Consider the following 22049-nt stretch of genomic DNA (forward strand, 5'->3'; position numbering starts at 1 on the left):
AGCAGCAATAGTACAGAAAAAGGTTGTTCCTTCTGCCATTATGGCGTTAGGAACAACCTTTTATTGTTCAGGAAGAACGGTTATGCGCCCCTGTTCAGGTAATTGCCCGAACGGTTTGTCTTTCCACAATGGAGTGGGCACAGATTAGACTCTCTGCAGGCTCCCCCGTTTCAATCATGCCGATCAGCTTCTCGGAAGCGAGCATTCCAATGTCATACAGCGGCTGGCGCACTGTAGTTAAGGGCGGATTGACCATCCGGGCTAACCTGAGATCATCGTATCCCATGATGGAGATATCTTCAGGGACATTCATTCCATGCTTCGTGGCGACCGAGAGGGCACCAATCGCCATTTCGTCACTGGCTGCGAAGACAGCAGTAATCTCAGGCGTTCTCCGTAATAGGGCTTCCATGGCTCTGCAGCCGCTTTCGAATGAAAAATCCCCATACACGAGATAACGGCTATCAAAGGCGATGCCCTGGGCTTCCAGCGCTTTGCGGTATCCTTCGACCCGTGGAGTTCCGGCGATGGGATCGCTCTTGGTGCCGCTGATCATGCCGATGCTGCGGTGGCCTTTGGTAATCAGATAATCGACAGCGTCATAGGCCGCCTGGTAATCATCGACCTTCACATAAGGTACATTGGCATAATCCGTCTGGGAAGAGACCAGCACCACTGGAACGTTCATGCTCTCCAGCATGTCATAATACTCTTGCTTGAGCACTTCACTGGAAAAAATAATTCCGTCCACCTGCTTCTCGCGCAGAAGCTGCAGATATTTCAGCGTACGTTTGCCGTCCTGATCGGTATTACAGACTATTACACTGTAATTGCGGTCATGGACGAATTCGCTGATTCCGTGGAGCAGATCGGAGGAGAAGGTGCTCGACACATCAGGAAATAATACGCCGATGGTCTGGGTGCGCTTGTTAATCAGTCCGCGGGCGATAGCGTTAGGCTGATATTTAAGCTCCTTGATGGTCTGGTCTACCTTTTGCTTCGTTTTATCTGAATATCCGCCTAAGTTATGCAGAACCCGAGAGACGGTGGCAATGGATACGTTCGCCTTTTGGGCAACATCTTTAATTGTGGGATTCATGGACTCTCCTGCCTGTCTTTTTACAGTAAACGCTTACTGAAAATATAAGTCCTGGCTTTTTTGTTGTCAACAGAAATCAAACACTCCGTAAAATAAACATTGACAAGGAAAAATAAACGGGATAACTTTTAGGGTAAGCGTTTACGTTAACGTATGAAATCACACTTAAAGAGTCGAAGTTTACACGTTTGAGTAAACGTTTACGTAAGGGTGGAAGCACTCACTAAGGTGACTCTTTCTTATGTTAAGTTATGTTAAGTTACAGAAAGGATCCATGATGACAAACAGAAAAAACTCGCTGGGTGTAAGACTGATTCAACTGTCTGCTGCGATAACGATTCCGCTCCTCTCCGTTCTTTTTGCAGGGGGATATTATGCCAAGGGAATTGTGCTCGAACAGGTATCCAGATCCTATCAGAATCTGGTCAACTCCAATCTTCAAATGATGGAGAGCAGTCTGGAGGACATTACGATTAATCTGGTCGATATTGTCGATCATGATGTGAATTTTCTTCAATTGAATCAGCCGGGGCTGACAGAGTCCGACTATTATTTTGCCCGTATGGGGATTATGCAGAGAAATCAGGCCTACCAGGCCTACTACCATAGCGTGGACATGTTCTATCTGTACTCCGGCGTTAATGATACTTTGACACTATCCAATGTACTGGGAACGACAGAGGAATATATGGACCAGATAAGGGATTGGATTACGACAAAGGTTCAAAATGAAGATAATCTGGAAACATTTCAGTACAAATGGACAATCGTTAACATTGCCGGAGATTACTATTTAAACCGGACCGTCAGCAATAATCTGGACAATACCGCTTGTATTGGCGCTCTGATCCGAATCGACTCCATGCGCTCACCGCTGGGCAATCTCAACCTGCAATCGGGCGGTGATGTGCTGATTGTGGATAATGAAGGGAATATCTTAACCCGTCCTTCGGCATCCATGGGCTACGACTTCAAGCTGCCGGGTGAGAAGATGAATCTGAATTCTTCCTTTTCGTTTACCCATGATGGGCTGAAGTGGTTTGTGGTGTCCAGCCAGTCCTCCGCACTGGGAATCAATCTGTCCGTGGTCATCCCTGCTTCCGAGCTGCTCCAGGGACTCAATACCTTCCAAACGATTATTAATGTGCTGCCCTTTATTATTTTGCTCATTTTACTGGTTTACTTATATTATTTCCGCCGTATGGTCATCCGCCCGATTCTGGATTTGCTCAGCGGCATCCACCGGATCCGCAACGGCGCCATGGAAACCAAGCTTCCCGATTCGAACCTGGTGGAGTTTCAGGCGCTGAATCAGGCATTTAATAACATGGTTGTGGAAATTCAAGATCTGAAAATTGATATCTACGAGGAACGGATTCATGCGCAAAAGGCAGAAATGAAGCATTTGCAAATGCAAATTAATCCGCACTTCTTTTTGAATACGCTCAATATTATTTTTCAGCTTGCCGATCTGAAGCGTTTCGAATTGGTCAAAAAGACAGTACGGCATCTGGTGCAGTATTTCCGCTTTATGCTTCAGGTCAAGGATAACCGCATTACTTTGGGCCAAGAGCTTGAACATCTCCGCAATTACCTGGAAATTCAAAAGATGCGCTACCAGCAGTCGTTTGAGTTCCAGATCACCGTAGCCGAAGCGCTTAGCCGCGCCTCCATACCGTCCTTGCTGGTACAGCCCTTTGTAGAAAATGCCATGCTTCATGGCATGAGCCTGAAGGCAGAAATCTTCCGGCTGGAGATTTCGGCGGGCCTCTCAGAAGAAGCGGCAGGTACCATGATCATTGAAATCTCTGATAACGGAAAGGGCAGCAGTGCAGAGAAGCTGCAGGAGCTGAATGCACCGGATTATACCCCGGACACAGATGAGGGACAAATCGGGATCTGGAATGTGAAGCAACGGCTGGCTATGATCTATCAGGGGCGAGCTGAAATTCACTTCAGCGGCAATCAGCCGTCCGGATTCCGTGTGCGGCTTAGCCTGCCTATTGAATATACAGAAGGAGAACGATGAGCAATGCGATTATTGATTGTAGATGATGAACAATTCGCTGTGGAGGGGCTACTCTACTGCTGCAACTGGAAGGCGTATGGGATTGAAGAGGTTTTGACGGCGGACAGGGCCGACAAGGCCAGGGAACTGCTGAAGGATCACAGAATAGAATTGCTGATTTGCGATATTGAGATGCCGGATGAAGACGGACTTTCACTGGTTGGCTGGGTGCGGGAGCACTCTCCCTGGACGGAATCGATATTTCTGACCTGCCATTCCGAATTCTCCTATGCCAAGAAAGCCGTTAACCTCGGGAGCTTTGATTACTTGCTGAAGCCTGTTGACACAGAGGAGCTGTTGTCAGCCGTATCGGGTATGATGGCGGCCATCCGCGAGAAGGAAGAGTATGAGTCCTACAACCAGATGTATCATAAGTATCTGAATCTGTGGCAACAGGAAAAGCCGAAGCGTGTAGAACGCTTCTGGCAGGATTTGTTGTCCCGCAGCATCCTGTCGTTCGGGGATTTCTTTGACCGGGAGCTGGCGGGTGCAGGGGTAGGGTTAAATCCTGACGATCAGGTGCTCCCGATTCTGATCAGTATTGAGGAGTGGTCCAAACCGCTCAGCCCGCGTGATCAGGAAATCATGGAGTATGCTGTGAAGAAAGCGGCGGAGGAATGTTTCACAGAAGAGCATCCGGGGGAGGCCATCACCGATAAGAGCGGGGTTTTGTTCATTCTGCTGTATGCCGGAGGTGTGGAGGGAGGACCTGCGGCTAAGAAGGTTAGCCTTCAGCAGCTCACGGCCACAGGTAAACGTTTTATCCAAGCTTGCCAGGAGTTGTTCTACAGCATCGTAACCTGCTATGTCGGTTCGTTCAAACCCCTCCAGGAGCTGCCGGGAATGTGTGAAAGTCTAAAGACCATGGAGCGTGATAATATCTCCCGGACCCAATCCGTGCTCTTATACTTACCGCAGGATCAGATGCTGTCCGCCAATTCTAATTCGGAGGATATCCTGCTGGGTGATCTGATCTCTTATATGCTGAACGGCAAACGTGAGTCCGCTGTGCAGTTCATTCATCATCTGACAGCGAAGCTGGAAGCCAATCCTTCTTTTCAGGGAAGACATCTGGACGCCCTGCATCAGGATACCCTGCAGATTATATATCACTTCCTGCAGGTCAGAGGAATCAATGCGGGAAGCATAGCTCTGTTTCCAGACTGGACAACCGCCCGGATACGGGGACTGTTTCAATACAGGCATTGGGCGGAAGGAATTGTATCGGCGGTCATGGAAGCGGAATTTGAGCGGCAGGAGAAGGGCGGTGTGATTGAGCGGTCCATCCGCTACATCCAGCAGAAGGTGGAGGAAGAGATTTCCAGGGCCAGTGTCGCTGATTATGTGGGCTTGAACCCGGCTTACCTCTCCAGGCTGTTCAAGAAAGAGACCGGCCAGAACCTGATTGATTTCCTGATTTCGGTGAAGATGGACCGCACACGCGAGCTTCTGGACACCACGGATATGCCGGTCAGCGCGATCGCGCAGCAGGTGGGCTACAGCAATTTTTCCCATTTCACCAAAATGTTCCGCAAGCAGTTCGACGTCAATCCCCAGGAATACCGCAATGTCACAAAACGAATAGATTAAGGTTATAAAAACGGCAGAGCAGCTGCAGGCAACTCCTTATAATGAAGCCATAACCCAATAAGAAGGTGTGGAACTATGGCTTCGGAAAAAGCACTAACGGCACAATCAGGCAGCTCGCGGCCTGGCTCAAAATGGAAAAGCATATGGAAGTACAGGGCCTTGGTCGTGCTGGCATTGCCCGGTGTGCTGCTGATGCTGATCAATAACTACCTGCCCATGTTCGGTATTTTCCTGGCCTTCAAGGACCTGAATTATACGGCAGGAATCTGGGGCAGCAAATGGATCGGACTGGACAACTTTAAGTTTCTGTTTGCTTCGAACGACGCTTGGCTGATCATCAGGAATACCTTGCTGTACAACCTTAGCTTCCTGATCATCAATACGATACTCGCAGTGATGCTGGCACTTCTCCTTAACGAGGTCAAAAATAAGCTTGCCTCCAAGTTCTTTCAGAGCACAGTGATCCTGCCCAATTTCATTTCCATGGTCATTGTCGGCTATATCGTGTATGGATTTCTGAATCCGGAGCTGGGATTCATCAATAAATTCATTCTGGAGCCCTTCGGAATCGATCCTAGAAACTGGTATGCGGAAGCAGAGCATTGGCCTTATATCCTGACCATTGTTAACACCTGGAAGGGTGTGGGTTACTCGGCCGTCGTCTATCTGGCAGCCATTGTCGGGATAGACTCTGAATATTATGAAGCGGCCGTCATTGACGGGGCCACACGCTGGAAGCAAATGACGAAAATTACGATTCCGCTGATCGCTCCGATCATCATCATCATGACCCTGCTGGCGATCGGCCGGATCTTCAACGCGGACTTCGGTCTGTTCTATCAGGCAACCATGGCCTCCGGTATGATCAAGGAGACAACGGATGTTATCGATACCTATGTATACAGGGCGTTAATGGTTACCGGGGATACGGGACTCGCCTCCTCGGCAGGGCTGCTGCAATCTGTAGTTGGCTTTACACTTGTCATTACCGTCAACCTGGCTGTCCGTAAATTCAGCAAAGAAAATGCTTTGTTCTAGAAGGAGAACACCATGCAGAAAAAACGAACCAATCCCTTTATCCTTATTGTCCTGTCATTGTTCAGTCTTGCCTGCCTGATCCCGTTCTGGCTTATCTTTATGATCTCGGTTGCTGATGAGGACTGGGTAACTGCGAATGGATACAGCTTCTGGCCCGGCAAATTTAGTCTTGTCGCTTATCAGTATTTATTTGAAGATGCCGGAAAAATATTGCGGGCTTACGGTGTCTCTGCTTCGGTAACACTGATTGGAGTTGTCGTCAGTCTGTTTGTGACTTCGGCCATGGCCTATGCATTGTCGCGAAAAGAGTTCCCTCTCAGAGGTGCCCTGAGCTTCTACATTCTGATCACGATGCTGTTCTCCGGCGGCTTGCTGCCCTGGTATCTGGTCTACACCCGGTTCCTGCATGTTCAGGATACGCTGATGGCGCTTATCATTCCGGGTCTGATCGGCGGCTTCAATGTGATCATCATGCGAACCTTCTTCACGAACAGCATCCCGCCTTCCCTGATTGATTCCTCTCAGATCGACGGGGCAGGTGAATTCCGGACATACTTCAGCATTATTCTGCCGCTGTCCCTGCCTGTAATGGCCACAATCGGGTTATTCACCACCGTATCCTACTGGAACGATTGGTTTACAAGCCTGGTCTTCATCCAGAATGAGAAGCTGTTCTCTCTGCAATATCTTTTGACCAAAACCCTAATGAACGCTTCGTTCCTGCAGACGATTGCCAATAAGGCTTACAGCTCAACCGCACAGGTCACAACGCCGCTTGAATCCATCCGGATGGCGATGGCGATGATTGCAATCGGACCGCTGGTGCTGGTATTCCCGTTCCTGCAGAAGTATTTCGTCAAAGGCCTTACCGTAGGCGCTGTGAAAGGCTGATCCCGGTATATGACCGGATTAGTATAAGCAAGTTCAGAATGATGAGGCAATAATAATACAGAAGTATTCCAGGGAGGTCTATTATTTATGAAGTGGTTGAAAAAGAGTTCTGTTGTATTGACATCGCTTGTGCTGACTTCAGCCCTAGTAACCGGCTGCGGCGGGAATAATGCTGCGAATTCACCGGGGGGCACAGTCCAGCCGGGAGGCACTGCCAGCTCCGAATTGAAGCCTTACGAAGTGGTCATGGTATTCCCCGATGCGCCGCAAAACGATAATCAGCGGGTACAGGATGCGATGAATGATTATCTGGCAAAGACCTATCCGGAAATGAACATGACGGTCAAGCTGAATCCCATCGACTGGGGCGCCTGGAGCGATAAAACGAACCTGATGATGGCCTCCGGTGACAAAATGGACCTGCTGTTCACAGCGGATTGGCTCGGATTCCAGCAACAGGTGACCAAAGGGGGCTTGCTGCCGCTGGATGATTTGCTCGCTAAATACGGCCCGGACATCGAAGCTGTGGAGAAGGATTATCACGGGCCGGCTAAGCGCGGCGGCAAGCTATACGGTATTCATACCCACCAGGAGCTGGGTGGTGCGCAAGGGGTCTACTTGAACAAAGAGCTTGTGGACAAATATAACTTTGATCTGACTGCACTGAAGTCCGGTAAAGTCGAGGAGCTGGAGCCGATGCTCCAGACCATCAAGGAGAACGAACCGGGGATTACACCTCTGGTAGCACCAAGCTTTCCTCTCGAAGCGTACTATTCCTCCACGAATTTGGATTCTATTGTGAGTATTGCAGCGATTAACACCGTGGGAACAACGGCAGATGATTATACCGTCATCAATTCCTACACGACTCCGCGGTATATGGAGCTTGCCAAGCTTACCAACAAGTGGTACAAGGCAGGATACATTAACAAGGATGCATTGACACCTGGTCTGGACGCCTGGAAGAAGATTCAAGCGGGTAAAGGCTTCGCCTTTGTCTCTGATATGGATATTATCGCGGATATGGAGATCGGCACAGCAGCCGTATCCCCGAATGGTTCGATTAAAGCAGGCCGTGAGATGCTGCAGGTTCCGCTTAATATTGACCGTTTGCAGACAGGCAAGATGACAGCAACCATGTATGCGATTGCAAAAAGCTCCGGTGATCCGGAACGTGCCATGATGCTACTTAACCTGTTCTATAAGGACAAGGAATTGCTGACTCTCTTCAACTTCGGGATTGAAGGCACCCACTATGTGCTCAAAGACGGACAAGTTGCGCTGCCGGAAGGCAAAACTACAGATAATGTCGGCTACTACCACGATATTATGTGGCAGCTCGGCAATCAAATGCTCAACTATACCCGTGTAGGCGAAGATCCGAATAAATACCAGAACTATGAGAAGTTCAACGAACAGGTGTCTTCTAATCCTTCACGGATCTTTGGATTTGTCTTCGATGCGGAGCCTGTAAAAAATGAATTGATCTCGATTGACAACGCCAACAAAGCCTTTGTTGACGGTCTGAAGTCCGGCCAGCTCGATCCGGAAGAGTCTCTTCCAAAAATGCTGGAAAAACAAAAAGCGGCTGGAGCAGACAAAGTCATCGCGGAGGCGCAAAAGCAGCTGGATGCCTGGTTGGCGGAAAACGGCAAGAAATAAGCGGAAGTGATCAAGCTCAATCTACAAGGATTGGAGAATTCATATGGACCATAGATTAGTGACACATATAGATATATATCCGGATCAGGCCCAGTACAAGACCGGCCAATCAGGCAGTATTATTATTGAAGTAGAGACCGGGGAGAAAGCGGTTCTGCAGCTGGTGGTCAGCTTCTACAAGCTGGAGCAGCAGGTTGCTGAAGCAAGACTTAGCATCCGTACGGAACCAGGCTTGAGACAAAGAGTACCCGTTCCCTTGTTCACTGAAACTACAGAGTGGGCGGGTTACGGGGTCAAGGCTACAGTTCTGTGCAATGAAGCTGTAGTGTCAACCGCCTATACCTCCTACGATATTGCCGATCATTGGGGCCGGGCGCCACGGTATGGATTTCTAAGCGATTTCCGGAGTGAAGAATCCGGAGACACCCGTGACGTTGACAGCATGAACAAATTCCACTTGAATGTCATACAGTTCTATGACTGGATGTACAGGCATGATGATCTGGTTCCGACAGAGGATGAATTTATTGATCCGATGGGCCGGACGATATCCTATAAGGTGGTTCGTGAAAAGATCGCAGCCGTACACGATAAAGGGATGGCTGCCATGGCCTATGGAGCGGTATATGCAAGTCTTAAGGACTTCTTGCAGGCACGTCCGGAATGGGGACTGTATAACCGCCAGGGAGATCCGTTTCAATTAATTGATCTGTTCTATATTATGGATATTACACCGGGCTCTCCTTGGACCGATCATATTGTTGAACAGTTCCGTCAGGCTGTACAGGCCGGATTCGACGGAATTCATATGGACCAATACGGCTTCCCCAAGAAAGCGGTGCGCTTGATCGCAGGAAAAGAAGAGCTGGTCGATTTGGCGGAATGTTATCCGGCTCTGATTAACCGGACGCAGGCGGCCGTGAAGGAAATCAAGGCAGAGGCCGGGGTTATTTTCAATAATGTGGGTAATTATCCTATACACAAGACGGCCCCGGCGGATCAGGAGGCGCTATATATTGAAGTGTGGCCGCCGGTAGTCCGGTTGCGTGAGCTTAAAGGACTGATCGATCATGCGCGCTCCCTGGACCCGCACAAGCCGGTGATTCTCTCCGCCTATCTGCCCTCCTTCTACCCGGAAGCCGGACATGACAAGGAATGGGCTGAGAATGGGGCGCTGCTGACGATGGCCTCCATATTCGCCAGCGGGGGATATCACCTCTTGCTGGGTGAGGATCATGGAATGCTGACGATGCCCTACTATCCCGATTATGCAGTGATGCGGCCTGAATTTGCCGTCGAGGTCAGACGCTACTATGATTTCATCGTGCGTTTTGGGGTGCTGATCCAGGATGCAGAGCTGGAAGATGTGTCTTATACCTATACCGCCGGGGTGAACACCGAGATTACCTTCGAAGGCAAGGTGCCATTTGCCCCGAACGGAGATATTGACTCGGTCTGGACGATCATTAAGCGCAAGCCGGGCTATCAGATTCTGCAGCTGATTAATCTTGCCGGGCTTGAAGATGATTATTGGGAGCATGGCAAGCAACAGCGGCCTGAAGCTCAAAATGATGTGGTGTGCACACTGCTGATCGAACAGCCGATTGAATGCATTTACACGGCCAGCCCGGATGATGAGGCCCAGGAAGTGATTGTCCTGGATTATGAGGTGGTTCCTCACGGGCAAGGACTTGCGGCCAGATTCACTTTGCCGTCCCTGCGCATCTGGTCCATGGTTGTAGTTAAATTTAGCTTACAGGAGTGATTGGCTTGAACAATACGAAATGGTGGCAGACCGCTGTAATATATCAGATATATCCCCGGAGCTTTCAAGACAGCGACGGGGATGGAATCGGCGACCTCCGGGGGATTATCAGCAGGCTGGACTATCTGGAGCAGCTTGGCATTACCGCCATCTGGCTTAGTCCGGTATACAAATCACCCAATGACGATAACGGCTATGATATCAGCGATTACCAGGATATTATGACCGAATTCGGAACGATGGATGACATGGATGAGTTAATAGAGCAGGCCAGGCAGCGCAATATCCGGATGATTATGGATCTGGTCGTCAACCATACCTCGGACGAGCACCCATGGTTCATTGAGGCCCGCAAAGGAAGGGATAATCCGTACCGTGACTATTATATCTGGCGTGATCCGGTCAACGGCCGGGTTCCCAACTCCCTGCGTTCAACCTTCAGCGGATCGGCCTGGGAGCTTGACGAAGCAAGCGGCCAGTACTTTCTGCACTTGTTCAGCCGCAGGCAGCCGGATCTGAACTGGGAGAACCCCAAGGTCCGTCAAGAGGTATGGGACATGATGAATTTCTGGCTGGATAAGGGCGTCGGCGGATTCCGTATGGACGTCATTGATCTGGTCGGCAAAATTCCCGATCAGGAGATCACAGGAAATGGTCCGAAGCTGCATGAATATCTGCAGGAGATGAACCGGGAGACCTTCGGAGCGCATGATGTTCTGACGGTGGGAGAGACCTGGGGGGCGACTCCGGAAGTTGCCAAGCTCTATTCCAACCCGGACCGCAAGGAGCTGTCGATGGTGTTCCAGTTCGAGCACATCGGTCTGGATCAGCAGGGCGGGGGAGAGAAGTGGGATCTGAAGCCTCTGGATGTAAGCGAATTGAAGCAGGTGCTGGCGAAATGGCAGACCGAGCTGGGAAACGAGGGCTGGAACAGCCTGTTCTGGAACAATCACGATTTGCCGAGAATTGTATCGCGCTGGGGCAACGATAAGCAGTACCGAGTGCAGAGCGCCAAGATGTTCGCCATTCTCCTGCACCTGATGAAAGGCACGCCATACATTTATCAGGGCGAGGAGCTCGGAATGACCAATTATCCGATTCAGGATATCAGCGAAGCGCAGGATATTGAGGCGATCAATATGTATCATGAACGGATCGGGCAAGGCTATGCCAGGGAAGCTATCATTCAGTCCATTAATGCCAAGGGAAGAGATAATGCCCGGACCCCGATGCAGTGGGATGCTACCTGTAACGCAGGATTTACAACCGGAGAGCCATGGCTGCCTGTACATCCGAATTATAAGGAAATTAATATGGAGGCGAATCTGAAGGACCCGGATTCGGTGTTCCATTGCTACCGTAAGCTGATTGAACTGCGGAAGAACAACCCGATTGTGGTATGGGGCGAGTTCGAACTGGTGACCGGCGTGCCGGATCAAGTATTCATGTACTTCCGCCGCTATGAAGGACAGACCTGGCTGGTAACGGCCAACTTCAGCGGGGAGCCCATCACGCTCGAATTGCCGGAGCTGGGTCACGCCGGATTCATCATCGGCAACTATTCCAGAGATGATGTGGATTTCAAGCAACTGCAATTACAGCCGTATGAAGCCTTTGCTGTCATACTTGCATAGACTAACCTGTCTAGTCCTATTTGGAACAAAGTTCATTGCATCAAAAGGATGCCTCCCTGGTCAAAAGGGTGGCATCCTTTTTGTTATTGCTGAGCTTACACCGTCAGCTTATTTCCGGTTGCGCAGGCGTTCAAGTTCGGCCTCCACTGCGCTGTTCAGCGGAGCGTCAGGTGCGGCGGCTGTTGCTGCCAGCCCGGATTGCTCGGCCAGCGCTTCCTGCATGGCGATCTTGTCTTCCATCCGTTCGAACCCGCGTGCTGCGGCACCGGCGTTCAGTACCTGGCCGCCGTATCCGGCCGGGGAGCATGATGCGCTAGCTTGTGCAGACTGCTTGATCTCCGCAGCTTTGCGGGCACGTTCAGCCAGCTCGGCTCTTTTGGCTTTGAGGCGCGTATGTTCTTCCTTAACACCGGCAAGCTGTACCTCCAGCGAGGCAAGTGCTGCCTGCGTCTCTTGAAGTCCGGCGGTGCATTCCTGTCCGCTCTCCGTGTAGCGGAGCTTAGCCATTACCGCCAGGCGGGCAGCAGGTTCATTGCCCTCGCTCATGAACTGGACTGCTTCCGCTTCACTGCGCTCTGCAAGCACCTTGTATTCGTAAATCCGGCGCTCCAGCACACTGGCTGCTGCCTTGAGTTCACGCTGTTTGCCTTCGGCATTAGCGATCTTGTCCTCCAGATCCCGCAGGTATTGACCGGTTAGCAGGATCGGATCTTCCAGTTTGTTCAGTCCTTCATGAATAGCGGCCTTAGTTAGTGTAGTGATTCTTTGGAATATGCTCATAATAATGATCTCCTTTATATGTGGGTTGGTTAAGGTATGACGCAAATATTTAATAGAAGGAATTAGTAGTTGAAGCCATCATCGAAGCCGCCGTAGGATTCCTGGGGAACAATTAGGCTGCCGATAATATACAGAAAGACTACAGTACCGAAGCTGAATATCGTAGCGATAGCAACAATCAATCTTACAAGGGTTGCATCAACTTTGAAATAGCGGGCCAGTCCTCCGCATAAACCGGTCAGTTTCTTGTCTGTTAAGGAACGGGTTAATTTTTTTGTCATAATGAATCTTCCTCTCTTATATGGTGATCGCCGGTTCCGGCGTGTTCACTGCGTTGTCTATGTATGTATTGTACGAATATTTCCGGCTTGGCAAAACGGCCTGCAGACTGTTCTTTGTTCCCGACCTTAGTCGGGGATGGGGACCGCAATAGGGCGGGGAGAGGCTGGGAAATAACGTTAGATGCGCGTAGCCGTGCGGATTTTACACAATGGGGTGCTGAGGTTTATCCGAAGTTAACACTGGAGGATTAGACTGAACTCTAACGTAGCCTAACTACCATACGGGAGGACTAGCCATGGGAATTCACAAGTATTTTCGCTCACTGAATGAGCTGGAGCGCATTATCCGCTGTCCGGGCAAATTCAAATTCGAGGAGCATAGCGTTGCGGCCCATTCCTGGAAGGTCGTGCAATACGCGAAGACGCTGGCGGATATTGAAGAGAAGCACGGCGCGGTGATCGACTGGAAGAAGCTGTACGAAATCACGAGCAGCCATGATTACGGAGAGATTTTTATCGGGGATATCAAAACGCCGGTGAAGCACTCCTCGCTCCAGCTAAGGTCGCTGATTCAGCAGGTGGAGGAGGGCATGATCGACAACTTCATCAAGGAGCATATCCCGGACGAATTCAAAAGCATCTTCTACCAGCAGCTGCGCGAGGGTAAGGATGAGTCGCTGGAGGGATTGATTCTGGAGGTTGCGGATAAGATGGATCAGGTGTATGAGGCCTTCGCCGAGCTGCAAAGAGGGAACACGGAGAAGGAATTCGTGGTGATGTACCGCAATGCGCTGATCAAGATCAAGCATATTGACCTTAAGTGTGTGGATTACTTCCTGGCAGAGATTCTGCCGGACATGGTGAATGAGGAGACGTTGTCTCCGATTGATATCAGGCAGATTACGGAAGAGGCGCTGGCCCTATAGAGGAGCTGTGGCTCTTTTTTCATATATACATATAGAAATACCTCAGGCCTGAAGGTGCTTGCTTGCGGAAGCCCGGGCATACCACACGGCCGATCCGTTAAAAGCAATATGCAGCGGAATCGTCAGCAGGAGCGACTCTGTCACCTGCGCGAACAGCCCGAAGAAGATCCCTCCGCTCAGCGCGAACAGCATAAACCGGATACTCTCGCGGTTCAGCCGGTAATACTGCAAATGGGAGACGGCGAACAGGAAGGCGGTAAGGAGAATAGCGCCGCTGACATCGATGATTCCCGTGGCATGGAGTTGCCCAAGACCCGGATGCTGCGCGAGAATGGGCAGAACCAGCCCCCGGAAGGCAATCTCTTCAAAGATCGGGAAGCACAGCACGAAGTTGACTGTATTATAAGTGCCCACTGGATTATAGCCGGAGGATCGGGAGATGATCAGGTTCACAAGCAGTATGATAAGGAACAGCGGAAGCACTCTCATCACCTGATGCGGCATACCAAACGTATAGCTGCCACTCCAGAGAACGCTGCCAGCAATCATGGCGGCTCCCCAATAATAGATTGTATACCGCACCTGTGTTTTAGCGATCAGCCCGAGAACCCGCTCGAAGATCCGGTAGGAAAAAGACAGCAGTACAGCAATAGCGCATAACTTCAGTAATAGCATGAATGTTAATCCTCCTGAGATGGTGAAAGTGTTATGATAAAGGAAAAATAGGCTGGTTCAGCGTTCTGTTCCTGATCGTGTGGGCTGTCGACTTCTTACAGGGCGGGTCCCACATACAGCTTCAAGCGGGTAGCCTCCGGGAGCGGAATAAAGCCATACTGGCGGATATTCTGATCTTTGCTGCTTTGAACGGCTTGCTTATGTATGTCCTTCATCCCATGGATAATCTGTTGCTGATCTCGCTGGCTGCTGCGGGACTGCTTGTTACATACTACTTGTCTTCAAAAGCGGACCGGAAGCGCTTACCCTTCCGGTCCTGGATCTTGCTGATCCACGTTTTGCTTGGCGTCAGCTTCTACCTGCTGTTCGGTATGCTGCTGATGAGCAAGCTGGTCGTCACCTATAACCTTAACATGACAAAACAGTTTGATATACTCTTTTTTGTCTATGGCCAGGACAGGCCGGTGGTGTATGGGGTGCTACTGATTATGGCTGTATTGTATTTCGTGATCGGGAAGCTGCTGATGCGGCCTCTATATAGCTGGTGCGCGGTGAATTACTGCCTGCCTGCGAGAATGAACATTAAGCTGGTTGGAGGAGAGCTTCTAAGCGGAGTGTATATTCTGCGGGACACTGATAGAAGATTCCTGACAGCGAGCGACAGCCTGAGCCCGGGACCGGAGGACAGAATCTAAACCGGGAACGGATAGAGGTTATGGAGCGGGTCTCTGAATGAAGTCGCGGGAGTAGCCGTTCGAGTATAATAGAAGAAACATAGAGTATAGACGGGACAGGAGGAGCAGGATGGGACAGACAAGGGAACAATTCAGCTGGGTAGGCAGTGAGGAGAGGTACTTGGATCATCCAATAACCTCTACACTGAACAGGATGGTTATTGGCCGGTACGGCGGAAACACTGCTGCAGGTGCTAATAAAAATGAAGACGGTGTCTATTTATCAAGCGAGCCGGGCGCGGACTGGGAGTTCGCGATGCTTCTGGATGCGCACAATACGGCGGAAAGCGCCGAACTGCTGGTCCGCACGATCAATGGTGAGGCAGGTGGAATCATCAGACTGCTGGCGCTGCCGGTTCAGCAGGCGTTCCGGGAACTGGAGTCTTTTTTGCTGGCGATTTTCCAGTCTGAGGCATTTCTCAGCCAGTGTAGGCAGGTAAAAGGGGAGACCGCATGCCTGATCTGTGTCCGGATGGAGAATTATCTCTGGTGGTTCTCGGTGGGGGATAATTCGCTCTATCTGCTGCATCCCGAGCTGGCGGCACGCGGGCAATATGCGCTTGGTCAGCGTAATTACTTCGAGTGGATCGGCTTCGTCAACACTTTTGCTCAGCCTGTGGCCTGTTACTCCTCCGGCATCCGCGAGCTGCGGCAGGGCCGCAACATCATCGTGATGACCACGGATGGTCTGCTGGAGGTGGGGGAAAGACTGCTGGAGGACCCGCGCAGGCTGTATGAAGCTTTTACGGGTAGAGAGGATCTGGAGGAATGTGTGGCGGATGTATTGACGAGTGTCCATGAACAGCTTGGGCGGGACAGCGCAACGGTGGTGGCCTGGAGTTATGATAATGGGCGGGCGGGTGCGATGCCGAGTGATTGAGGGTTATTTTCGTTTTGCAACACCTGGATGAGGCCGAGAAGAACCGTAGTAAAGACCAACTTAGATACAAAGCAGGTGATGAAGATGGATTTTACATTAGAAGATATCAAGGATATCTGCGGGGATACCTTTTATAAGCGGGGACGATCTTATTATAATTCGGGGCGGGTAAGCAAGCTGAGCTTTGATGCAGAAATCAACCGTTATAGAGCATGGGTAAAAGGAAGCAAAGCTTATCACGTTGAAATTTTCAATATTAATCTTACGGGAAAGGATACCGAAGCTTACTGTACTTGTCCCGCCTATGAGAACTATGACTGCTGTAAGCATGTGGCGGCGACACTCATGGCCATACACGCACTGCAGACCAAGAACCCTGCAGGTAGCGAAGTGAAGAAGCCGGGCTCCGCCTCCGTTACCCCCTCCAAAAGCAAAGATAAACGCAAATATAACCAGACGGATCTGTTGATTTCCTCACTTGCCGGGATGGAACCTGCTATGAATAGAGAGAAAGCTCCTCTGTTTGAGCATGAAGAACAATTGCAGTTTGAGTTCATCTTAAGCACGCTTTACCAGCAGCCCAGAGGATTTACGCTTGAAATGCGGGTGGGCTATAAACACCGGTATGTCGTGACGAAGCTGGGACAATTCCTTGAGCATCTGGAGCAGCGGAAGCCGCTGTATTTCACCAGCAAGTTCACGTTTGACGCAGCACAGCAGCAGATTAGCGCTGCCGACCGGGAATTCATGGAGGTCATGCTTCTACTGAAAAACTCTGAGAAATTACTCAAACCTAGCCCGAATAGCTATTATAGCCCCCCTGAGACTGACGGGAGAATGCTGAAGGTCACTCCGCTGGCCTGGGACAAGCTTAAGCCGCTGCTGTCAAAAGTGAATATTACCCTAAGAAGTGTGGGGCACCCGGAGGTTCCTGCTGTCCTTGCGGGCCAAGCCCCGCCGCTTGAATTCTCGATCGGCCAAGGAAAGAAGAAGGATTATGTTCTGACGGCTGCGAATATGGATAAACTTACCTTGCTTGAGGACTATTCTACTCTGATTATGAACGGGCTGATCTATGATGTGGACAGAGCAGCGCTCCGTACAATTGCACTGCTGCAGCAGCAGTTCACGGCCTCCAGCGACATTGCAGTGGCTCCCGGACAAATCGAAGCGGTCGTGCAGCAGGTGCTGCCAGCCTTAAGAAAGCTGGGGAAAGTGAGTGTGGAACAGGCAGTAAGCGAGCGAATTGTGGAGCCTGAACTGCAGGCAAAGCTGTATCTGGATTATGAAGACGGTACCTTAACGTTTCGGCTGGAATTTCATTATGAGGAGATTGTGATTAATCCGCTGGAAGAGAATAGCGTGGATGCAGCGCGCAAGCAGAAGATCCTGATCCGAAATATGCAGCGGGAAAATAAGATCGTTGATATTCTGGACAACTCTCCGCTCAGACAGGAACGGCAGCACTGGGTTTCGGTTAGTGAGCCGGTCATCTACGAGGCGTTATATGAGCTTGTGCCGGTTTTGGAAGAGGTTGCCGAGCTGTTTGTCACACCTGCTGTTCAGAGACTTGTGCTGGAGCGTAAAGCTTATCCCAAAGTGAAAGCGGAGCTGAGCGAAGGTCTGGATTGGTTGGATATCTCTTTTGAGCTGGAAGGCTTGAATGAGGAGGAGACTGTTCGGGTCATGCAGGCGATTGTGGAGAAAAGGAAGTATGTCCGCCTGCGCAGCGGGGCTTTTCTGCCCATTGCCGTAGACAGCTTCAGCGAATTCGGCACCGTTGCCGAACGGCTGAATCTTAGGCAAAGGGATCTTAAACACTCGGTAATCCGCCTGCCCTCCGTACAAGCTCTTCAGCTTCCAGAGCGGGGCCATGGCTTCAAGCATACAAAGTGGGGCAAGTCGCTCCGGGAATTCCTGGACCAGCTGCGGGAACCGGACAGTCTGGAATTCGAGCTGCCCGCTGAGCTGAAGCCGGTTCTCCGGGATTATCAGGCCAGAGGCTTCCAATGGATGAAGACGTTGTCGAAGTTCAGGTTCGGCGGAATTCTGGCGGATGACATGGGGCTGGGTAAAACAATCCAGAGTATTGCTTATATCTGCTCCGAGCTGGCTGAGATGCCGTCCAAGGTACAGGGGAGAGCTCCGGTGCTGATTCTGTGTCCGGCATCCTTAACCTATAACTGGAGCCATGAGTTCGCCCGGTTTGCACCAGCAGTCAACGTACTGGTGGCGGCAGGGCAGAAGGAGGAGCGCAGTGGACTGCTGGAGAGCAAGGCCATGGGAGAAGCAGATGTGATTATTACCTCTTACCCTCTTCTCCGCAGGGATATTGAGCTGTATTCCGGTACAACCTTTCATGCGCTAATTCTGGATGAAGCCCAGGCGATCAAAAATTCAGCTTCGCAGACGGCCCAAGCGGTTAAATCGCTTAAGGCTGCACGGAAATTCGCTCTGACGGGCACACCGATTGAGAATTCGGTGGATGAGCTGGAAGCTATTTTCAGCACAGTCTTCCCGGCGCTGTTCACCGGACGATTAACCTTCAAGGAGCTGCCCGCCGGACGGATCGCCAGCATCGTGTCCCCCTTTATTCTGCGGCGGCTCAAAAAAGAGGTTCTGGAGGAGCTGCCAGACCGCATTGATACTGTACAGCACACAGAGCTGCTGGACGAGCAGAAACAGGTATATCTCGCATACTTAGCGAGGCTCCGTGACGATACCGAACAGGATCTGCTTGCGGACGGATTTCACAAGAGCCGGATGAAGATTCTGGCGGGTATCACCCGCTTACGGCAGATCTGCTGCCATCCTTCGCTGTTCATCGAGAATTATACGGGCGGCTCCGGCAAGCTGGAGCAATTGCTGGAGATTGTGCAGGAATGCCGTGATTCCGGCCGCAGAATGCTGGTGTTCTCACAATTCTCCAGTATGTTAGAGCTGATCCGGCAACGCCTGGACGAAGCGGGAGTTCAGCCCTTGTATCTGGATGGCTCTACTCCGGGCAAGGAGCGGGTGGAGTTGTGCAGGCTTTTCAACGAAGGTGAAGGGGAAGTGTTCCTGATCTCGCTTAAGGCGGGTGGAACGGGGCTGAATCTGACTGGAGCGGATACGGTGATTCTATACGATCTGTGGTGGAATCCGGCAGTCGAGGAGCAAGCCATCGGTCGGGCACACCGGATGGGGCAACGGAATGTGGTCCAGGTGATCCGGTTGATCACCGAAGGTTCCATCGAGGAGAAGATGCTGGAGCTGCAGCAACGCAAGAAAGATCTCATCGAAGAAGTCATCGAAGCTGGCGAGAACAAGACGACCCGGCTGTCGGAAGAGGATATCCGCGAGCTGCTCCGGGTGTAGGAGGCCCGTACCTATTTTCCCCGTACATGCACTTCTAGGCACCTACCCACATACAATAAAAGGACCATGAACCCTTAGTTCTCCTTGCTGACCGGTTTCATTGTACATGTGCGGGAGGTGTCGCCAAGTTGCCTGGAATCATAAGCACGATTGCGCTGCTGATCAAAGAATTGACGCTGCTGGTATCTTACGTAAGGAACAACGCTTTTCCCCAGCCTCTATCGGAGCAGGATGAGAGCAAATACTTAGGCATGATGGCCGAAGGAGATGCCAAGGCACGGAACCTGCTGATTGAGCATAACCTGCGGCTGGTTGCCCATATAGTGAAGAAATTCGACAACACCGGCGAAGACATGGAGGACCTGATCTCCATCGGCACCATCGGCCTGATCAAGGCCATTGAGAGCTACCGCCCGAACAAGGGCACGAAGCTGGCTACTTTTGCCGCCCGTTGTATCGAGAATGAAATCCTGATGCACCTCCGCTCGTTGAAAAAAACCCGCAAGGACGTATCCCTCCACGATCCGATCGGAACGGATAAGGAAGGTAACGAGATCACGCTGATCGATATCCTCGGCTCGGAAGCGGACGATGTGATTAAAGAAGTGGATCTGAAGATTGAGAAGAGCAAGATTTATCGGAATCTGGATATCCTGGATGACCGGGAGAAGGAAGTTGTGGTAGGCCGCTTCGGACTGGACACTGGCGGGGAAGAGCGAACGCAGCGTGAGATTGCGAAGGAGCTGGGGATCTCGCGGAGTTATGTCTCAAGAATAGAAAAAAGAGCGCTAATGAAGCTCTACCATGAGTTCTATAAAGCAAAGAGGTGAGTTGAAAATTACATGGTTGTATCCGTTAATAATATTGCGTTTTATAAAGCGACTTGTCTACGGATGAGTTGCTTTTTTATTTTTTATTATGGAAAAAATTGAAGGAGCATCGAGATGACAACATATAAAGACGTGTATGATCTTCATATTCAACTACTACATATTTACGAAAAAAATGAGAAACACCAAGGTGCACATCAGAAACAGATAAACTACTTCAAGAGACAATTTTTCATGACTGAAGATGTAGTTCAAAAAATATTTGTTCTGAATCAGATTATTAAAATACATGAGAATCGAAGGGAGCAAATATTGAAATGGTGTTCTGAAAATTACTTCAATTAAGCTAACCTCTCTATTGCTTATTGTTACAATTTACAAAAAATCTTTATGAGCCGATGTTTCCTCCTACTCAGTTTAAAAGGTGAATTAAGTATCTTGTGGAGTTCTGGTGTACTGGTCACGGCGAAATAACGAAGCAAAAAACTAGAAAAGGGCTGGCCAGTGCCGTAAGATATTGCTCAAAGGATACTCGGAGGAGATCATATGAGCAGTGAATGGTACCAAGGCCAGTTCTTTGAGATGTTTGGAGATTTGACACGGATTCTCGGCAAGAAGAAGAAGTGTGGCATTGCTTAACCGATACGCTGTTCATTGTCATGAGCGGAATGATCTGCGGTTATGAGGAATGGGATCTGATTCATCAATGGGCGAAAGCGAAGGTGACACAGAAGTGGCTTCGGCGTTATATCGGGCTGTCGAATGGAATCCCCTCGTTATCCACGAAGAAGCGATGTATGGGACTGATCGAGCTGGAGGCGTTCGAAGCGCGATTTATCGCGTGGATGAAGGCGATGCATGCACTGGAGCTTGGATGTCGTGAGGGAGAGGACCGAAATCAAACACATGAAGCGACAGCGGTGCGAAATTTGGCTACGGTGAGACGAAAGGTCTTCAATACCCTTCAACAAGAGACCCGGATTCACCCGAAACTCAGCAAAGCGAAAAAACGGGTTGTAGCGGCAACGGATCCGAAGTATCGGGATGTGCTGATCGATTTGAATTTCAAAGATCGCTGAATCCTGGGAACGTGAGAAGAACACGGCAGAGTGACGAAGCTGCAGCAGGGGAAGGGACTGTCCATTTCCGAAATGGGATGGCTGCTAAAAATCGAGGAAAAGAAAGGCACGCAGCCGCGGGCTTATCCATACATGGCATAAAGCCTCCCACTGTACCCATTTTTTGAAAGACGTTCCAAGCAGCAATTGGATGTTTATGGTATCGTGAATTCGCCGATGTATTGGTTGGTACGGGTTTTCAAATAGATCAGAATGCATTATTATGAAGAGTTATGATAATTGGCGCACAGGACTTAAAATCCTGCGGTACGTGATACCGCACGGATCGCTCCCGTCCTCGGCATCCTTGATTTATAAGGGTTTTGGCCCTTTGGATTCATTTCCGTAAATCAGAAAAATAGCGAATCCTGTGTGCTTCAAACAGGCTGCCACAGCCACAAGATTCCCTGCTAGAGATCCTCTTTTGAGCTATCTGTTCTTCACGAACACCTTAGAAATGCTTAAAGGTGGTCATGAAAATCTAATATTAGACACAAAAACCCGAAAAATATTTTTTTCGACAAAATTTTGCATTTATTTTAAAATATATGTTGTATAGTGGATTTAAATAATTAGTATAAATTAATCTGAAGGCATTGTGGAAATTCAAGTATTTCGCACAAAAAAATATGCTTTCACTACGATTCTTTGTATATTAACGTTGATGACCTTTTGAGGTATTATGTAGTTCGTTAAAAAGTTAACTGTGAAAATTAAATTA

The 22049-nt window shown here is 50.0% G+C and carries 17 protein-coding genes; 13 read left to right on the forward strand and 4 right to left on the reverse strand.

Features of this window, described 5'->3' with window-relative positions:
• Positions 1 to 94 precede the first annotated feature (94 nt).
• Positions 95 to 1099: a substrate-binding domain-containing protein gene (locus NYE26_RS05525; protein ID WP_339254455.1), complete on the reverse strand. Its 1005-nt coding sequence runs from the start codon at positions 1097 to 1099 to the stop codon at positions 95 to 97.
• Between the two features lie 274 nt (positions 1100 to 1373).
• Between NYE26_RS05525 and NYE26_RS05530 the strand changes: the two genes are divergently transcribed.
• The 7 genes from NYE26_RS05530 (at position 1374) to NYE26_RS05560 (ending at position 11747) form a co-directional block, all read left to right on the forward strand.
• Positions 1374 to 3128, forward strand: coding sequence for a histidine kinase (locus NYE26_RS05530; RefSeq protein WP_339254457.1), 1755 nt, complete (start codon positions 1374 to 1376; stop codon positions 3126 to 3128).
• A 3-nt stretch (positions 3129 to 3131) separates the two neighbouring features.
• Positions 3132 to 4757, forward strand: a complete 1626-nt coding sequence (locus NYE26_RS05535) for a helix-turn-helix domain-containing protein (protein WP_339254459.1) — start codon at positions 3132 to 3134, stop codon at positions 4755 to 4757.
• Positions 4758 to 4832: 75 nt separating this feature from the next.
• Positions 4833 to 5795, forward strand: a complete 963-nt coding sequence (locus NYE26_RS05540) for an ABC transporter permease subunit (RefSeq protein ID WP_339254461.1) — start codon at positions 4833 to 4835, stop codon at positions 5793 to 5795.
• A 12-nt stretch (positions 5796 to 5807) separates the two neighbouring features.
• A complete protein-coding gene (locus tag NYE26_RS05545; RefSeq protein ID WP_339254463.1) occupies positions 5808 to 6686 on the forward strand; it encodes a carbohydrate ABC transporter permease in 879 nt (292 codons plus the stop codon).
• An 87-nt stretch (positions 6687 to 6773) separates the two neighbouring features.
• Positions 6774 to 8348: an ABC transporter substrate-binding protein gene (locus NYE26_RS05550; RefSeq protein ID WP_339254465.1), complete on the forward strand. Its 1575-nt coding sequence runs from the start codon at positions 6774 to 6776 to the stop codon at positions 8346 to 8348.
• 43 nt (positions 8349 to 8391) lie between these two features.
• Positions 8392 to 10113 (forward strand): glycoside hydrolase family 66 protein, encoded by a 1722-nt coding sequence (locus NYE26_RS05555; RefSeq protein ID WP_339254467.1) that lies wholly within the window; start codon positions 8392 to 8394, stop codon positions 10111 to 10113.
• Between the two features lie 5 nt (positions 10114 to 10118).
• On the forward strand, positions 10119 to 11747 hold the full coding sequence (locus NYE26_RS05560) for an alpha-glucosidase (protein ID WP_339254469.1): 1629 nt from the start codon (positions 10119 to 10121) through the stop codon (positions 11745 to 11747).
• Positions 11748 to 11855: 108 nt separating this feature from the next.
• Here NYE26_RS05560 and NYE26_RS05565 read toward each other — a convergent pair whose 3' ends face one another.
• Complete coding sequence (locus NYE26_RS05565) at positions 11856 to 12527, reverse strand: PspA/IM30 family protein (protein WP_339254471.1); 672 nt, start codon at positions 12525 to 12527, stop codon at positions 11856 to 11858.
• Between the two features lie 62 nt (positions 12528 to 12589).
• Positions 12590 to 12808: a PspC domain-containing protein gene (locus NYE26_RS05570; protein WP_076076791.1), complete on the reverse strand. Its 219-nt coding sequence runs from the start codon at positions 12806 to 12808 to the stop codon at positions 12590 to 12592.
• Between the two features lie 296 nt (positions 12809 to 13104).
• Here NYE26_RS05570 and NYE26_RS05575 point away from each other — a divergent pair, with 296 nt between their 5' ends.
• Entirely contained in the window at positions 13105 to 13734 is a 630-nt protein-coding gene (locus tag NYE26_RS05575) for a YfbR-like 5'-deoxynucleotidase (protein ID WP_036691104.1), read from the forward strand.
• Between the two features lie 42 nt (positions 13735 to 13776).
• Here NYE26_RS05575 and NYE26_RS05580 read toward each other — a convergent pair whose 3' ends face one another.
• Positions 13777 to 14409 (reverse strand): CPBP family intramembrane glutamic endopeptidase, encoded by a 633-nt coding sequence (locus NYE26_RS05580; RefSeq protein ID WP_339254475.1) that lies wholly within the window; start codon positions 14407 to 14409, stop codon positions 13777 to 13779.
• Between the two features lie 218 nt (positions 14410 to 14627).
• Between NYE26_RS05580 and NYE26_RS05585 the strand changes: the two genes are divergently transcribed.
• The 5 genes from NYE26_RS05585 to NYE26_RS05605 all read left to right on the forward strand — a co-directional run bounded on the left by NYE26_RS05585 (position 14628) and on the right by NYE26_RS05605 (position 21289).
• Complete coding sequence (locus NYE26_RS05585; RefSeq protein ID WP_339254477.1) at positions 14628 to 15104, forward strand: hypothetical protein; 477 nt, start codon at positions 14628 to 14630, stop codon at positions 15102 to 15104.
• Between the two features lie 109 nt (positions 15105 to 15213).
• Positions 15214 to 16023 (forward strand): protein phosphatase 2C domain-containing protein, encoded by an 810-nt coding sequence (locus tag NYE26_RS05590; RefSeq protein WP_339254479.1) that lies wholly within the window; start codon positions 15214 to 15216, stop codon positions 16021 to 16023.
• A gap of 84 nt (positions 16024 to 16107) precedes the next feature.
• Positions 16108 to 19380, forward strand: a complete 3273-nt coding sequence (locus NYE26_RS05595; RefSeq protein WP_339254481.1) for a DEAD/DEAH box helicase — start codon at positions 16108 to 16110, stop codon at positions 19378 to 19380.
• Positions 19381 to 19508: 128 nt separating this feature from the next.
• Positions 19509 to 20210 carry an RNA polymerase sporulation sigma factor SigK gene (gene sigK / locus NYE26_RS05600; protein WP_339254483.1) on the forward strand — a complete coding sequence of 234 codons (702 nt, stop codon included), beginning with the start codon at positions 19509 to 19511 and terminating at the stop codon, positions 20208 to 20210.
• A 623-nt stretch (positions 20211 to 20833) separates the two neighbouring features.
• Positions 20834 to 21289, forward strand: a complete 456-nt coding sequence (locus NYE26_RS05605) for a transposase family protein (RefSeq protein ID WP_339254485.1) — start codon at positions 20834 to 20836, stop codon at positions 21287 to 21289.
• Positions 21290 to 22049 lie beyond the last annotated feature (760 nt).

This window comes from Paenibacillus sp. FSL P2-0136, from assembly GCF_037975325.1.
Lineage (GTDB): Bacteria > Bacillota > Bacilli > Paenibacillales > Paenibacillaceae > Paenibacillus_AQ > Paenibacillus_AQ silagei.